Origin of the sequence: Methylorubrum sp. SL192, from assembly GCF_026672325.1 — a bacterium.
In the GTDB taxonomy this organism is placed as follows: domain Bacteria; phylum Pseudomonadota; class Alphaproteobacteria; order Rhizobiales; family Beijerinckiaceae; genus Methylobacterium; species Methylobacterium extorquens.
Map to the genome: position 1 here is coordinate 5,309,213 of NZ_JAPPQV010000003.1, position 14,724 is coordinate 5,323,936.

General features: G+C 69.9%; 14 protein-coding genes. 1 reads left to right on the top strand and 13 read right to left on the bottom strand.

The window, feature by feature from the left end:
• Positions 1–12: 12 nt before the first annotated feature.
• The 3 genes from OVA30_RS25800 to OVA30_RS25810 all read right to left on the bottom strand — a co-directional run bounded on the left by OVA30_RS25800 (position 13) and on the right by OVA30_RS25810 (position 3,133).
• Positions 13–909: a lipase/acyltransferase domain-containing protein gene (locus OVA30_RS25800; RefSeq protein WP_076644329.1), complete on the bottom strand. Its 897-nt coding sequence runs from the start codon at positions 907–909 to the stop codon at positions 13–15.
• 177 nt (positions 910–1,086) lie between these two features.
• On the bottom strand, positions 1,087–1,833 hold the full coding sequence (locus tag OVA30_RS25805; RefSeq protein WP_003599921.1) for a YebC/PmpR family DNA-binding transcriptional regulator: 747 nt from the start codon (positions 1,831–1,833) through the stop codon (positions 1,087–1,089).
• A gap of 487 nt (positions 1,834–2,320) precedes the next feature.
• Positions 2,321–3,133, bottom strand: a complete 813-nt coding sequence (locus OVA30_RS25810; protein WP_268177427.1) for an MBL fold metallo-hydrolase — start codon at positions 3,131–3,133, stop codon at positions 2,321–2,323.
• A 430-nt stretch (positions 3,134–3,563) separates the two neighbouring features.
• On the opposite strand from OVA30_RS25810, the gene OVA30_RS25815 reads away from it, so the two are divergent.
• Positions 3,564–3,878, top strand: a complete 315-nt coding sequence (locus OVA30_RS25815) for a hypothetical protein (protein ID WP_268177428.1) — start codon at positions 3,564–3,566, stop codon at positions 3,876–3,878.
• 23 nt (positions 3,879–3,901) lie between these two features.
• Here OVA30_RS25815 and OVA30_RS25820 read toward each other — a convergent pair whose 3' ends face one another.
• The 10 genes from OVA30_RS25820 to moaB all read right to left on the bottom strand — a co-directional run bounded on the left by OVA30_RS25820 (position 3,902) and on the right by moaB (position 14,643).
• Positions 3,902–5,044, bottom strand: coding sequence for a GNAT family N-acetyltransferase (locus OVA30_RS25820; protein WP_268177429.1), 1,143 nt, complete (start codon positions 5,042–5,044; stop codon positions 3,902–3,904).
• Positions 5,044–6,420 (bottom strand): lipopolysaccharide biosynthesis protein, encoded by a 1,377-nt coding sequence (locus tag OVA30_RS25825; RefSeq protein WP_268177430.1) that lies wholly within the window; start codon positions 6,418–6,420, stop codon positions 5,044–5,046. Before OVA30_RS25825 ends, OVA30_RS25820 begins: the two co-directional genes overlap by 1 nt.
• Before the next feature lie 118 nt (positions 6,421–6,538).
• On the bottom strand, positions 6,539–7,537 hold the full coding sequence (locus OVA30_RS25830; RefSeq protein ID WP_268177431.1) for an SGNH/GDSL hydrolase family protein: 999 nt from the start codon (positions 7,535–7,537) through the stop codon (positions 6,539–6,541).
• Complete coding sequence (locus OVA30_RS25835; protein WP_268177432.1) at positions 7,456–8,595, bottom strand: OpgC family protein; 1,140 nt, start codon at positions 8,593–8,595, stop codon at positions 7,456–7,458. The genes OVA30_RS25830 and OVA30_RS25835 overlap by 82 nt, the downstream gene beginning before the upstream one ends.
• 188 nt (positions 8,596–8,783) lie before the next feature.
• The gene (locus OVA30_RS25840; RefSeq protein WP_003605437.1) at positions 8,784–9,545 is read right to left on the bottom strand and encodes an HAD-IA family hydrolase; all 762 of its coding nucleotides are present in this window, start codon (positions 9,543–9,545) and stop codon (positions 8,784–8,786) included.
• A complete protein-coding gene (gene rpe / locus OVA30_RS25845; RefSeq protein WP_268177433.1) occupies positions 9,539–10,222 on the bottom strand; it encodes a ribulose-phosphate 3-epimerase in 684 nt (227 codons plus the stop codon). Before rpe ends, OVA30_RS25840 begins: the two co-directional genes overlap by 7 nt.
• A gap of 189 nt (positions 10,223–10,411) precedes the next feature.
• Positions 10,412–11,026, bottom strand: coding sequence for a GNAT family N-acetyltransferase (locus OVA30_RS25850; RefSeq protein WP_003605434.1), 615 nt, complete (start codon positions 11,024–11,026; stop codon positions 10,412–10,414).
• The gene (locus tag OVA30_RS25855; RefSeq protein ID WP_003605432.1) at positions 11,026–13,371 is read right to left on the bottom strand and encodes an Orn/Lys/Arg decarboxylase N-terminal domain-containing protein; all 2,346 of its coding nucleotides are present in this window, start codon (positions 13,369–13,371) and stop codon (positions 11,026–11,028) included. The genes OVA30_RS25850 and OVA30_RS25855 overlap by 1 nt, the downstream gene beginning before the upstream one ends.
• Before the next feature lie 84 nt (positions 13,372–13,455).
• A complete protein-coding gene (locus OVA30_RS25860; protein WP_041358443.1) occupies positions 13,456–13,818 on the bottom strand; it encodes a TonB family protein in 363 nt (120 codons plus the stop codon).
• Positions 13,819–14,085: 267 nt separating this feature from the next.
• Positions 14,086–14,643, bottom strand: a complete 558-nt coding sequence (gene moaB, locus OVA30_RS25865; RefSeq protein WP_268177434.1) for a molybdenum cofactor biosynthesis protein B — start codon at positions 14,641–14,643, stop codon at positions 14,086–14,088.
• Positions 14,644–14,724 lie beyond the last annotated feature (81 nt).

Consider the following 14,724-nt stretch of genomic DNA (forward strand, 5'->3'; position numbering starts at 1 on the left):
GTCGCCCGGCCCTCAGGCGCTTCTGGCATCCGACATCTCGACAGGGGCAACCGCCTCCTCTCGGTCGAGAAACGCCGCGACCGCTTCCGAGAATTCCGGCGTGCGCAGGTAGCCGTAGGATTTGTGGTGGTTCACGCTGCCGCGCGGGCGCCGATAGGTGTTGAGCACGGGACGATCGATCACGCCCACACCCGTCGCGTTTGGGGCATAGGCCTCGGCCAGCGTCGTGCCGACGGTCGCCACGTCCTCGCGGTCGCCGAGATTGCTCCAGCGGGCCACGGCGTAGGGCACGCGCAAGGCCCCGTGCTCCTCGGCGAGGCGATGCTTGATCTCGGCGAGACCGAGCGGCGCGCCCATGGTGACGAAGTGCTCGATCCGCGGACAGCGCCCGTCGCGCTCGAGCTGCCGCAGCACGTCGTAGGCGATCAGTGAGCCCATGGAATGGGCGGCGAGCAGCAGGGGCCGGCCGGCATGCTGCTCCAGCGCCTCCCGCAAGCGATTGCGGGCGGACTCGCGGAAGGCGGCATCCTCGTAATAGCCCCAGAGGTCGTCGAGCCGGTGCTCGATGATGAAGTCGTCGAGGACGAGGCGCCCGGTCTTCTCCTGCGCCCATTCGACGATGCGGTAGAGCCGGTCGGTCAGGGTCGGGGCGCACACGCCGTCGGCGCTCGGGAACGGTCCCCTCCCCCGCGCGGGGTAGTAGGGTTCCCGGTTGCTGTCCTCCGAGAGCGGCGCGTCGTAGCGCAGGTCGGCCCAGTAGACGAAGTCGAAGGACAGATCCCGCGGATCCTCACCGAGGTTGCGCCGAAGTCCCTCGCGGATCGCCTCGGCCCACCATGCCTGCTTCTCTTCTTTCGGCGGCTTGTTGGCGAGGCCGTGGATGCCGAGGATGAGCGGGCGGTCGTGCATCGGTCGAAGAGAGGGGCCTTGCGCGTCATCGATGGCCGGCTCAGCGCCGGCCTCGCAGGGCATATAGCGCACGGACCCCAGCGGTTCCGCGCGACAAATCGGCAGCATGGTTCAGCCGCCGAACCTCTCCCGCCGTCAACGGGGCGGTGCGAGCATCCGCAAAGCGCGGGCGTCGGCTTACGCGCCCATCTTCTCCACCAGCGCCTCGGACAGCGCGAAGTTGACGTAGACGTTCTGCACGTCGTCCTGATCCTCGATCACCTCGACGAGGCGGATCAGCTTCTCACCGGTCTCGTCATCGACGTCGATGGTGTTCTGCGCCTTCCAGATCAGGCCGGTCCGGCGCGGCTCGCCGAAACGGCCTTCCAGCGCCTTCGACACGTCGCCGTAGGCGTCCTGGGCACAGATGACCTCGTGGCCCTCCGTATCCGAGCGCACGTCGTCGGCGCCGGCCTCGATGGCGGCTTCCAGCATCGTGTCGGCATCGGCCACGTCCGGCGCAAAGGCGATGACGCCGACACGGTCGAACATGAAGGCGACGGCGCCGGTCTCGGCGAGGCTGCCGCCGGACTTGGTGAAGGCCGAGCGCACGTCGGAGGCGGTGCGGTTGCGGTTGTCGGTCTGCGCCTCGACGATCAGCGCGGCGCCGCCGGGGCCGTAGCCCTCGTAGCGGATCTCCTCGTAGTTCTCGCCATCCCCACCCACGGCCTTCTTGATGGCGCGCTCGATGTTGTCCTTGGGCATGTTCTCGGCCCGGGCCGCGAGGATGGCGGCGCGCAGGCGCGGGTTCATCGAGGGGTCGGGCGTGCCGAGCTTGGCCGCCACCGTGATTTCGCGGGCGAGCTTGCTGAACACCTTCGAGCGGACCGCATCGACGCGGCCCTTGCGGTGCATGATGTTCTTGAACTGGGAATGCCCGGCCATGGCGGGATCGTCTTCTCGTTCGTGCGGGCGGAGGGCTCCTTCACGCAAGAAGGATCCTCGACGCCGCGCGGGATGTGTCGGGGGCTTCGCTTATAGGCCGCGCGACCACTCCGAGGCAACGCGGGGCGGTGACGGCTCGGGTCTGATCGTCTCCGCGGTCGGACGCCCGATCCGCCACGAGCCGCCGGCAACCGCCGGAACGCCGCCGACCGACAAGGCCGTGAGATGCGGCGTGAGCGTGTCCGTGAAGGCGAATCTTTCGCGGTGGCGTCGGTGGCCGGGTTCGCGGCCGCGATGGTAGACGTCGGGGGCGAGGACACGATCCCTCCTCACGGTCTTGCACGAGGCGATCCGATGCCGACGACCGAAACGGGTACGGCCGGCGCGCGGGGCAAGCGATGGCGCTTCGGCCTCGCCGCACTCATCGGCGCGCTGGCCGGCGCGACGCTATTCCCGAGACCCGCCAGGGGCCGCACCGGGGAAGACGTTAGGGCTGATCCTGCGCCAGGAGATCCCGGTAGCGCGCCGCCGAGCGGCTGACGACGGCGCCTGCATCCTCGGTGATATGCAGGCCGAAGGCGCCGTAAAGGCGGGCGAACGCCTTCGTTTCCAGTCGGGCCGCGATGCGTGCGACGGTGCCGCCGGAGAGCGGCAGCCAGTTCGGGTAGCTCCACAGGAAGGAGACGCTCTTCCGGTCCGCGCCGGCCTGCACGATGTCGCCCGCGAGCAGCGCGCCGCGCCCGTCCGCCCCGTCCTGCCAGTGCAGCACGGAACCGCCGGGGAAGTGGCCGCCGAGGCGCAGCAGGGTCAGGCCGGGGGCAAGAGCGCGCTCATCCTCCTCCCAGAACACCACGCGGTCGTCCGGGCGCATCACCCATTCGCGGTCGCGGGCGTGGAGGTAGATCGGCGCATCGAAGGCCGCCGCCCAATCGGGCATGGTCGTGTAGTAGTGCGGATGCGAGATCGCGATTCCGGCCAGGCCGCCTAGCGACCGCACCAGCGCTACGGTGGCCGGATCGAGCAAAGCGATGCAATCCCACAGCACGTTGCCCCGTGGCGTTCGTAGCAGGAAGGCGCGCTGGCCGATGGCGAAACGGGGATGGGTCTCGATCTCGAGCAGCCCCGGCTCGACCTGCCGCCACGCGTTGGCGTGAGCGGATGCGAGTGCGCCGGGATTCGTCCAGCTTTGGCCGGAGGCGGGCACGTATTGCCGTTCCTCGTCGCAGATCGGGCATCGCTCGGGCGGGCTCGGCGCGTCGGGGAAGCTGGTTCCGCAGGTGACGCAGATGTGGATCGTCACGGGCCTTCCTCCCGCCTGCGCATGAGGTTGGATCAACCGCCGCGGTAACCGGGGCCATCACCGGAGCGCGGCTCTTCGCGCGGCGGCTTCTCCTTGTCCCACCCGGAACCGATATCGCCGGGCTCACTCGGCGCGGGAGAACGATGCTCCGGAACCGGTTTGGAGACCGGACGCTGCTCGTAGCTCCGGGCCCCCGGGCTCTCCACGGGATCGTCGGGTCTGGTCGCGTCGGTCGGGGTCAAAGGCGCCTCCGGAGTTATGTCCGGTGAAGGGTCTCAGGGGGAGAACGGTTCCCGCGGGCCAAACGCCCCGGCATCACCACCGCCGGCTCACAGGCGCCGAGAACCGGTATGGCGCACGCACGGTTCAGGGTGCAGAACCCGGGATCGTCCCGAGGCTCCTCCCTCCGGCTCGGGCAGGTCCCACGACGATGCAGCGCACGCTCTCTCTCCTCCACGCCCTCTGTCTCGGCGTCGGCGGCCTCGCCGGCGCGGCGGCCTCGGCCCAGGAACGGCCCTTCACCCCGTCTCTCACCTGCGGGGCGGTGCAGGCTCTGGTGGCGCGGCAGCGCCGTGTCGTGCTCGCCACGAGCCCGAACGCCTACGAGGCGGTGCATCTCGACAGCGGCGATTGCCGCAACGAAGTGACCGCCCGCCCCGCCTTCGAGCCGACCCTGGACAATCCGTACTGCTTCGCCGGCTATCGCTGCGTCCAGCGCAACAACGGCGAGAACTCGACGCGCTGATTCCACCCAGTGACGACGCGGCGTCAGCCCCGCCGCAGCAGGCGCTTGGCCTCGGCCCGGGCGCGATGCTCGAACCGGGCGAGGCGCAGGCGCCGTTCCAGGGAGATCAGGCCGGCGCCCGGCGGCTGGGCGATGATCTCGGCGATGCTTTCGCGCTCGGGGTAGAGGCTTTCCAGCGCCGATCCCGGCATCGTCGCCGAGTCGAGCCGCGCGGCAAAGCCCTCCGCATGGAGGGCGCGCACGATGGCGTCTTCCAGCACGAGGCCGGGGGCCATGGCCCGCAAGCTCTCGTCATAGGCGGTCTTGAGCAGATGGGCGGTGCCGCCGGAGACCAGGGCGAGGCTGGCCGCGACCGTGCGCCCGTCGAGGCTTAGAAGGTCGGCCCGGACGGTGACGGAACCACCGTCTGGCCGGAACAGGGCGCGGGCGAAGGCTTCCGTCCGCGGGCGGCTGCGCAGGGCCGTGCCGGCCTCGCCCTTCCAGCCAGCCGCCTCAACGGTGAGGAAATCCTCCAGCGCCTGTTCCAGCGCGGCCCCCGCCGTGGCGGTCTCGACGGTGAGCGTCCCGGCCTCTTCCAGACGGCGGCGGCGGCGGCGCAGGTCCTTGAGGCGGCTCTTGTGCGGGTGGCCGGCGAGGAAGGCGTCGTAATCGGCCCGCCGGTCGAGGACCGGGCGCTCGAAGCGCGCGACGGTGCCGGTCTGCCAGCCGGCCCGCTCCATGGCGGCGAGCAGCCCGAGGCCGAGACGGGTCTCGGTCGCGAGCAGCGGCCAGCGCCAGGGCCGGCCGCCGGAGGCGCGTGCCAGGCCGTCCACCAGGGCGTCGAGCCGCTCCTCCAGGCCGGGACCGTCGGCGACGAGGGGGGCGCTCGCCGTCATGTAGGGCGAGAGGAAGGGCTGCGCGATCGCCGCGCCGAGCCCGGCGATGTCGGGGCGCAGGGTGAAGGGCAGAAGGGCGCTGATCGCCCCCCCGTCACGGACGACCACCGCCGAGAGGCGGGGATGGCACAGGCCATGATCGCAATGAGCCGCGACGACCGCCCGCGCAAAGAACGGATGCGCGGGGACGGCTCGGACCGCCAGGGCATCCCAGGCCGAGGCCTCGGCAGCGAGCGCGGCAACGGGCTCGACCGCCGCCCGCGACGATCCGGAAAGGGACAGGGCGCGCATCACCGGGCGGCACTCCGCTGGGGAAATCCGACGACCGGCGTCGAGAGACCGTGAAGGGACCGGGCGCCGAGCGCCAGAATGAGCCCGCGCAGCGTCTGAGCCAGCCCCACCGCAAGGGCCGCGCCGCCGACCCCGAGCCAGGGCACCAGGGCAAGGCAGAGCCCTGCGGCGAGGACCAGCATCGCCAGGGTGACGCCGGCGCAGAGCCGCTCGCCGCCGAGCATGGTCAGCACATCCTCGGCCGGGCCGAACAGGCTCGCCGCGACGCTGCCGGCGACGAGGATCGCCAGAACCGGAAGGCTGGCGCGAAACCCTTCGCCGAACAGGCCGAGCAGCAGCGGCGACACCGCGACGATGCCGAGGCCGACGCCCGCCGTCGCCAGGAAGGTCCAGCGCGCCTGCATGCGCACGAGATGCGCGAGCCCCGCCTCGTCGCCGCGGGCGCGGGCGGCGGCGAGGCGCTGGGCGGTCGTGGCCGAGGCCGCGTAATGCACGAAGGCCACGAATTGCTGGATGCGGGTGGCGGCGAAGTAGAGGCCGACGGCCTCCGGGGCTGCGAGGAAGCCGAGGATCACAACATCGACGAAGCCGAAGGCGCTCGCGGCAAGGTCGCCCGCCGCGATCGGCAGGCAGGCGGCCAGCCACAGCCGCCAGCGGTAGTGGCGCGGGCCGGCCGGCAGGTGGCGGCGCAGGCGCGCCAGCAGCAGCCCCGCCTGAACCGCCGCCGCGAGGCCGGTCGCGGCCAGCGTACAGGCGATGGCGACCCAGGCCTCGGCCGGCGCGCCCGCGAGCACGGCGCCGATCATCGCGATCATGATCAGGGCCTGGCGCAGCAGGTAGGGCGGCGCGATGGCGAGCAGCGGCCAGCCCTGGCTGCGGGCCACGCCCTCGAGATAGTCCTGAAAGGCGAAGAGCGGCACGACGACGGCCGCGACGAGGATCGGCGTGCCGTAGGGGCCGGCGAGCAGGCCGCCTTGCAGGAAGGCCACGGCGAGGCCACCGAGCGACAGGGCCAGCCCCCCGCCGAGGCTCACGAGTGCCCCGCCGAGCAGGAAGCCGCGCACATCGTCGAGCCGGCCCGTCGCCTGATCGGCGGGCAGGAAGCGGCAGGCGCCCTGGGACAGGCCGAAGGTCGCGGTGTGGCCGAGGATGGCGATCCAGACCCAGATCGTGGCGAAGATCCCGTATTCCGCACCGCCCATCATGCGCGCCATCAGGACCTGCGCCCCGTAGGCGAACCCGGCCGCGCCGATGCGGACCGCGAACACGCCGAGCGCCGAGACGGCGGCTGTGGCACGCACGGCCCGAGCCCGGACGAGGAGGGTCTCGAGAAAGGATGCTGGGAGGCCGCCCGCGATCACCTTGTCCGCTGCCATGGGCGCGCCATCCGAAAGGCGCCGGGCGCGGATGTGGCCGGCACGCTCGGCGATCAGCCTAGGAAGCGCGGCATTTCGAGCGGGTTAAGAGGGTGTCACAAAACGTCCGCTGCCGGCCCTACGGCTGCTTGAGCGCCGGGGTCGGTCCGGAGCCTGGCGTTCCGGTCTGGGTCGGGTCGGGCTTCGTGGTTTCGGACGTGGCGTGGTCCGTCTTCACCGCATCGGTCTTATTCGGATCGATCTTGCTCGGATCGATCTTGCTCGGATCGATCTTGCCTGCATCCTTGGCCGCATCCGGCTGGAGCAGCGACAGGGTGATCGCCCGCGTGGCGTGCTCGGCCATGCAGCGCAATCCGAGATCGTTGAGCCGGAAATGGCGGCCCAGCATGTGCGCCTCGGTGGTGCGCTGGGTCGAGAGGAAGCGCATCGCCGCGTAGCGGTGGACCAGCGGCACCGCCTCGCGGCGGGCGACGTCCTGCACGGTGCGCACCATCTGGGTATAATAGGCGTCGTCGGCCAGACTCTCGGTGAAGACGGGGTCGATGAGCACGATGTCGATGCCGTGGGATTTGACCCACTGCACTGATTCATCGAGCGCCTCGCCGAAGGCCTCGATATCGACGCGGGCCAGGGCATCGTTGGTGCCGACCTGCCAGACGACGAGGTCCGGCTCCATCTCGGCGACCATGGAGCGCAGCCGCTCGCCCGCCCCGCTCGCCACCTCGCCGGGCAGCCCGCGAGCCTCGACCTCGATCTGAACGTCGGGCAGCGCCTGCTCCAGGGCGTTTTCCAGCTTCACCGGATAGCTCGCGGAGGCGCCGAGCCCCGCCGAGGAGGAGCCGATCGACAGGACGTGGATCGGCCGCTTCTCCTTGAGCGCGGCCTTGACCGCCTTGAGCCGGGCCAGGGTGTAGAGCTTCGAGCCCGGCACCCGGCATTCGGGCGACAGGCTCAGGTCGAGCGCCTCGACCGTCGCGGTCGCAGGCGGCATCGGCGCGGCGCCCGCGGTCTCGCCAAAGGCAGGCGAGGCGAGACTCAGGCCGAGGAGGACGGCGAGTCGGCGGGCGAGGCGGTGTCGGGAGCCTTGCGCGTCGGCCGCGGTCTGCGGGAACGCCATTCGACGAACCATGCGGTGAAACCCAGTGCGATCAGGCCGGAGCCTACGACCGAAATGTCAACGAAGATACCGCCGCCGGTTTGGAAGCGCACGAACTGTCCAGCGAGGCTCAACAGCGATCCCATCGAGAAGACCGCGAGCGAGTTGCGCCCCAAACCCGACAGAAAGCGGGCAAGGCGCCCGACGCGCGGGGCGATGAGGGCGTAGACACCCTGGAAGGCCAGCACCATCCCGCAGAAATGGATCAGCCGGGCGGGCGAAAGGTAGGTCTTGTCGAAGGTGAAGACGAGGCGCGGCTCCGGCGCCAGCATCGGATCGGGCCGCAGCTCCAGCACCGCAAGCACGACGCCGACCGCGACGATGATGACGCCGAGCGGCATCAGCCGCGGCCAGAGGCGCCGCAGCCGCTCCGATCCCCGCGTCGCCTCGTTCGACAGGAAGCCGAGCACCAGCAGCAATTGCCAGCAGAGCGGATCGAAAAACCAATCGCCCTCGCCGGGCCAGGACGGGAAGTTCCACTCGAAGACGAGGCTCGCCCCGTAGAGCGACAGCGAGAGCGCCAGCAGCAGGAGCCGGCTCACCCGGCCGATCAGCACCACGGCCGGGGCGATGGCGATGAGCACCACGTAGAGCGGCAGGATGTTGAAGAAGCCGAGTTGGTGCGTGAGCAGCACGACGCCGACCATGGTCTGGATCGGGTCGGCGAAGAAGCCGCCGGCATTGTGCCATTCGAGGATGAGCGGGTTGTCGAGATAGAGCGCGCAGCCCGCGATCATCGCCAGCGCCAGCGCCATGATCGTGATCTGCGCGCGGTAGACCTCCACGGTGCGCGCCAGGAGGCGCAGCACGGTGGTGAGGCGCGGTTCCGGCTGGCCGTCGCGACCGCGGGTGGCGAGCCCGATCGACCAGCCCGCCAGGAACACGAACAGCTCGGCGGCATCCGAGATGCCGTATTGCGAGAAGGTGTAGCGCTCGAAGAAATTGCCCGGGATGTGGTTGATGAAAATCGTGATGAGCGCGAAGCCGCGCCAAAAATCGATCGCGTTCGGCTCGCGCATCAGGCTCCACGGTCCGGCGGTGTGACGTCGCAGCGGCAGGGTCCCGGCCTCCCGCGCGGCGCGCGAGGCGGCCGGTACGGCGCCGTTCCGGGACCCGCGACCCGGAGCGGAAGGCGGCCGTCCTGATAGACCGCGCCGTGGTGGATTGGGAAGCGGTGGTTCGGTGACGAGGGCGCGATAACGGCCGATCAGGCCGCGCCGTGCAGGTGCCCCGCATGCCACCGGCGCAGGGCGTCGAGGGTGACGACACCGTCGGGCCAGGCATGGCCCTGAAGATGCTGATGCGGCGCGTCCGGCTCTCCGAGATCGGAGACGGCGGAGAAGGCCCCGTCGAGCCGGTGGCTCTGCGTGTAGCGGCTGCGGGTGGCGAGCACCGGCAGGCCGGCGGCGAGCGCCGAGCGGATGCCGGCCGCCGAATCCTCGAAAGCGATCGCCTCGGACGGATCGATGCCGAGACGGTGGACGGCAAGCGCGAAGATATCCGGGGCGGGCTTCTTCTGCGCCGCCTCGTCGCCGGCGGCGATCACGTCGAAGGGCTGCGCGTCACCCGGGAAATTGAGCCGGAGCAGGAGGTCGATGTTCGGCCGGCTGGTGGTGGTCGCCACCGCCAGCCGCACGTTGTCCGCGCGCGCCTCTTCCACGAGACGCCGCACGCCGGGACGGAGCGAGAGCCCGCCGCTCTCGGCCAGCGCGCCGTAATGGCGCGTCTTGAGATCGTGGATCTCCGGCATCCGGCGCTTGAGCGCGTGCGCCTCCTCGGGGTGATATCGCTCGATGTAGTGGACGAGCCGCTCCTTGCCGCCCATCACCTTGAGCAGTTCGGCGTAGAATTCCGGCGACCAGTGCCAGGGCAGGCCGAGGGCGCGAAACGCCCGGTTGAAGCCCTGGCGGTGGAGGTCTTCGGTCTCGGCGAGCGTCCCGTCGACGTCGAAGATCAGCGCCTTCAGCATCGCACGCCGTCCCGCCCGGTGGCCGATTGGGCCGCCTCGCGGATCGCCGCGACGTTCGTCTCGTACTGGGTCGGTCCGCCCTTGAAGGCGGCCGAGCCGGCGACGAGGATGTTGGCACCGGCCTGCGCGGCGGGCCCGGCGGTCTCTGGCGTGATGCCGCCATCGACCGAGATGTCGATGGAGCGGCCCGCCGTCATCGCCTTGACGCGCGCAACGGTCTCCAGGGACGAGTGGATGAAGCTCTGGCCGCCGAAGCCGGGATTGACCGTCATCACCAGCACGAGATCGACCATGTCGAGCAGCGGCTCGATGGTGGAGGCCGGGGTGCCGGGGTTGAGCGCCACGCCCGCGCGCTTGCCGAGACCCCGGATCGTCTGGAGCGAGCGGTGGATGTGCGGACCCGCCTCGACATGGACCGTGATCGCGTCCGAGCCGGCCTCGGCGAAGGCGGCGAGGTAGGGGTCGGCCGGCGCGATCATCAGGTGGACGTCGAAGACCTTGTCGGTCCACGGCCGCAGCGCCTTCACCACCGCCGGGCCGAAGCTGATATTGGGCACGAAATGCCCGTCCATCACGTCGAGATGGATCCAGTCGGCGCCGGCTTGCGCGATCGCCCGCGTCTCCTCACCGAGCCTGGAGAAGTCGGCCGCAAGGATCGAGGGTGCGAGAAGGGTCATGGAACGGCTCGAAGCGAACACGGCGCCGCCCTGCGAAAACCGCGGGCGGCCCTGGGAGGGAGAAGCGTCCTGCAACCGATCTAGTGCATCGGATGGAAAGTTGCGCGTTGGCTTCACGCAAAAAAGCCGGCGCTGTTTGGGCAGGCCGGCCTTCGTCACCGATTTCGCCGAGCCGGCCCGGCCACAAAGTCAGGACGTCGACGACAACCGGAAAGCGCGCGTCCGCTCGGGACGGTGCCACGCGGAGGGTTGGTCGTCCGCCCCGGTCCCCAACGGACATTGCACGATGACGCTATCGCTCCAGCGCCCGTACTTGTAGCCGATCGCCGGAAGGTAGCCGACGCGCGCGAACCCGCAGGCCTCATGCAGGCGCAGGGAGGCCTCGTTGCTGGCGTCGATGTAGCCGATCATCTGCCGGTAGCCGCCCGCGGCGCAGGCCTCGATCAGCGCCGGCAGAAGCCGACGCCCGATGCCCGCGTGCAGGTGGTCCGGGTGAACGTAGATCGAGTGCTTGAGGGCGTAGCGGTAGGCCGGGCGCTTGCGGAACGGCACGGCGTAGGCGTAGCCGGCGATCTGCCCGCCCCGCTCGGCAACGAGATGGGGCAGACGCTTGCTGCGCATGGTCTTGCGCCGCCGCCGCAACTCGTCGGGCAACAGGCGCTCCTCCTCGAAGTCGCCAGTATCGCCGACGCCTTTGCGGATGTGACGCTCGTAGATCGCGATCATCGCCGACACGTCGGCATCCGACGAGGGTCGAATCACCACCTCCGCGTGAGTAGGAATCGCCGCCGCGCCCTCCGCCATCAGGCGCCCTCGCGCAGGACGTAAGTGTGGAAGCGGATGCGCCCGTCCGGATCGCTCTCGCGGTAGACGCCCTGGATCTCGGCCTCGAAGCCGGGGAACAGGTTGGCCGCCGCCTCGAACATCTTGAAATAGTCGAGCATGGGCTTGGCCCGCTCGTCGAGGCGCTCGCCGGGCAGCACGGTGCCGATGCCGGGCGGATAGACCAGCATCAGGGTCGTGGCGACGCGCCCCTCGGCCTCCGCGATCGGCACGTAATCGACCCGGTTGCGGGTCAGCATCTGCGCGGCGGCCTTGGGCGCCATCACCATCTCCGGCAGGTGCTCGGGCATGAACTGCTTGCGCTGGAGCGCCGAGGTGCCCGACTCGCGATGGAAGGCGTGGTAATCGGCGCAGAGGTCGCGCAGGCGCACGCCGCGGTAGCGCTTGGGCCGGCGTGCCACGAATTCCGGCATCGCCTCTTCGAGCGGCACGTTGTCGTCGTGCAGCCGCTTGAAGGCGACGAGGCCGGAGATGAGCGTGCCCGCCTTCGACGATTCGACGCCCGGCGTCAGCAGGAAGAGCAGCGAGTTGAGGTCGTTCTTCTCCGGGACGATCCGGTTCTCGCGCAGGTATTGCGCGACGATCGGCGCCGGCACGCCGTGCTCGGCATAGGCCCCCGTCTTCCGGTCGAAGCCGGGGGTGAGCACGGTGAGCTTGTTGGGGTCGGTGATAGCAAAGCCCGGCGCGACATGGGTGAAGCCGTGCCACGCCGCGCCCGGCGTCAGCTCCCAGTAGCGGGCGTCGGCGGCCAGGGCGTCGGTCGGCACGGATTCCCACGGGATTTCCGTGCCCTCGGGCCCCTTCACCACGTCGGGCACGAAGGGGTCGAAGAACCAGCGCCGCTTCGGGTCGGCCTCGCGCTCCTCGAACTCCTTGCGGATGGCGCGGGCCTTCTTGCGCCACTCGATGCCGAGGCGGATCGTGTCGTCCCACAGCACGACACCGGAGCGCCCCTTCATCATCTGCGCGCCGACATCGAGCGAGGCGAAGATCGGGTAGAACGGCGAGGTCGAGGCGTGGACGAGGAAGCTCTCGTTCAGGCGCTTGTGCTCGACCCGCCGGGTCTGGCCGCGGATATGCCCGTCGCGGGTGTGGATCTGCGAGGCCTGGGAGAAGCTGGCGAGCTGCTTGTGGGTCGATTGCGTGGCGATGATGCCCGGCGAGGTCTCGTCGAGCCCGGTCAGGCCCATGGCGAAGCGGCGCTGGTAGAGCGGGTGGAACTTCATGAAGCCCGCCCAGGCCTCATCGAACAGGATGTAGTCGCACAGGTGGCCGATGCGCTCGACGATTGCCTGCGCGTCGTAGATCGTGCCGTCATAGGTGCATTGCTCGATCACGGCGCAGCGGAACGGGCGCTCCTTGCGCCACGCCTCCTTGTCCTTCACGAGCGGGTTGTCGCGGATCTTCTCGCGGATGCGCCCCTCGTCGAGCGCCTCGTGGTAGATCGGCCCGATCAACCCGTAAGCATTACGGTCGGTCTCGAGGAAAATCGGGATGCCGCCGGCCAGCAGCAGCGCGCCGTGATGGGCGGCCTTGTGGTTGTTGCGGTCGAACAGGACGAGGTCGTCCTCGGCCACCAGCGAGCCCAGCACCACCTTGTTCGAGGCTGAGGTGCCGTTGAGGACGAAATAGGTCTTTTCCGCCCCGAAGATCTTTGCCGCTTCCTTCTGCGCCTTGAGCGCGGGCCCCTCGTGGGTCAGCAGGTCGCCGAGATCGAGCACCGAGTTGTCGAGGTCGTCGCGGAAGATCGCCTCGCCGAGATGCTCCACGAAGATGCGGCCGATGGGCGAGCGGTTGTAGAAGATGCCGCCGTTATGGCCGGGGCAGGTCCAGAGCTGGTTGCCCTCTTCGGCGTAATCGACCAGCGCGCCGAAGAACGGCGTCTTCAGCGTGTCAGCATACTGCGTCACGCGGGAAACGAGGCCGCGGGCGATGAATTCGGGCGTCTCCTCGGCGAGGAAGATGTAGCCGTCGATGAAGTCGAGCAGCTCGACCGGGATGTCCTCCAGCCGCTTGCGGCGGACCATGATGACGATCGGCATCTCCAGGCCGCGCTTGCGCATCATGTCGATGAGCGCGGCCGCCTTGCCCTCGAGTCCGCGCTTGCCCCAATCGACCACGAGGCAGCCGACGGCGGAGTCGGTCTGCACCGCAATCGAAGCATCCTCGACGCGCCGCGCCCGCACCACTTCGAAGCCGCGCTTCTCCACCGCCGCGACGATCTGATCGACGCGCGCGCCCTCCAGATCATCCGGATCGAAGGCGGGCGTGCACATCAGCACGGTGAAGCGGCGGTGAAAATCCATGGAGCGCGGCTCTTCTGACGAACGGAAACTCAGCCTTTCCGGCCCATCCGCGACGATTCGATGACACGATGGCGATTGGCGCCGTCACCGCAGCGTGAGGGGAAAGCTGAGTTCGGTGAAACCTTCGAGGGTCAACAGCCCGGCGGGCGGCGGCGGAAAGGGGGCGGCCGCCTGCACGGCGCGGGCGGCGCGCTCGCCGAGGGCTGCGGGGCCCTCTTCGAGCACGATTCCGCCGAGCGCGCCATCGGCCTCGATCCGCACCCGAACCGTGACCTGCCCGCCCCGCCCCGGCGCCGCGGCGCGATCCGCCATCCCGATGCGGTTGACGATTCCGGCCACCCAGGCCTTGGCCCGCGCATCGACCCGCGGCGCGGCGGAGGCCGGCGCGAGCGGCGCGCTCAGCATCAGCGCCGCGAGGAGAAGGGGCCGAACGGAAAGCGGGAGCAAGGACAGCGACTCCGTGAACAAGAAGGACGCCGCGCGGCGCCGTCTTCGGGGGATACCCGCCCCGGCTCGATGCAATGGCTCGAAGCCCGGCCGTCCCGGATCGTAACGCCACCCGCGATGCGAAGTGCCGCCAAATGACGGTGCCGCCGCGACTTTTTGGATCACGCCGGCGTGGGTTCACGAAGCCGATGTGGCTGACGCCTCGCGCCTGAGCAGTGGACGTTGCGCGCCCGCATCACGTCGCGGACAGAGGCGGCGCTGGACGGCTCAAGTCGTCGTGGCGGCGCCCCGGCGCAGGTGCTCGTCGAGACGCGGCATGATCTCGACGAAGTTGCAGGGGCGGTGGCGGTAATCGAGCTGGCTGGCGAGGATGCCGTCCCAAGCGTCCTTGCAGGCGCCGGGCGAGCCCGGCAGCACGAAGATATAGGTCGCCCCGGCCACCCCGGCCGTCGCCCGCGACTGCAGCGTCGAGGTGCCGATCTTGTCGTAGGAGATGCGGTGGAACACCGCCGAGAAGCCGTCCATCCGCTTCTCGAACAGCGGCTCGATCGCCTCCGGCGTCACATCGCGCCCGGTGAAGCCGGTGCCGCCGGTGGTCAGGATCACATCGATGCGGGGATCGTGAATCCAGCCCTCGACCTTCTCGCGAATCGACACGATCTCGTCCGGGACGATGTCCCGCTCGGCAAGCCGATGCCCGGCCCCCGTGATCCGCGCGACCAGGGTATCGCCCGACCGGTCGTCGGCAAGCACACGGGTGTCGGACACCGTCAGCACGGCGATGGCGAGGGGGATGAAGGCGCGGGGCGTCGGCTCGCTGGTCATGCTGTCGATGTTGTCCCGCGGCTGCGGCGGGTCAACCGTCGCCTGACGTCGCGGGGGAGCCATGCACATCCCGGCAGGGCG

Bases quoted from the DNA above. Each gene is read 5' to 3' on its own strand.
- OVA30_RS25855 (WP_003605432.1), bottom strand. From the start codon at position 13,371: ATGGATTTTCACCGCCGCTTCACCGTGCTGATGTGCACGCCCGCCTTC.
- OVA30_RS25825 (WP_268177430.1), bottom strand. From the start codon at position 6,420: ATGGCAGCGGACAAGGTGATCGCGGGCGGCCTCCCAGCATCCTTTCTC.
- OVA30_RS25830 (WP_268177431.1), bottom strand. From the start codon at position 7,537: ATGGCGTTCCCGCAGACCGCGGCCGACGCGCAAGGCTCCCGACACCGC.
- OVA30_RS25805 (WP_003599921.1), bottom strand. From the start codon at position 1,833: ATGGCCGGGCATTCCCAGTTCAAGAACATCATGCACCGCAAGGGCCGC.
- OVA30_RS25835 (WP_268177432.1), bottom strand. From the start codon at position 8,595: ATGCGCGAGCCGAACGCGATCGATTTTTGGCGCGGCTTCGCGCTCATC.
- rpe (WP_268177433.1), bottom strand. From the start codon at position 10,222: ATGACCCTTCTCGCACCCTCGATCCTTGCGGCCGACTTCTCCAGGCTC.
- moaB (WP_268177434.1), bottom strand. From the start codon at position 14,643: ATGACCAGCGAGCCGACGCCCCGCGCCTTCATCCCCCTCGCCATCGCC.
- OVA30_RS25850 (WP_003605434.1), bottom strand. From the start codon at position 11,026: ATGGCGGAGGGCGCGGCGGCGATTCCTACTCACGCGGAGGTGGTGATT.
- OVA30_RS25840 (WP_003605437.1), bottom strand. From the start codon at position 9,545: ATGCTGAAGGCGCTGATCTTCGACGTCGACGGGACGCTCGCCGAGACC.
- OVA30_RS25815 (WP_268177428.1), top strand. From the start codon at position 3,564: ATGCAGCGCACGCTCTCTCTCCTCCACGCCCTCTGTCTCGGCGTCGGC.
- OVA30_RS25800 (WP_076644329.1), bottom strand. From the start codon at position 909: ATGCACGACCGCCCGCTCATCCTCGGCATCCACGGCCTCGCCAACAAG.
- OVA30_RS25820 (WP_268177429.1), bottom strand. From the start codon at position 5,044: ATGCGCGCCCTGTCCCTTTCCGGATCGTCGCGGGCGGCGGTCGAGCCC.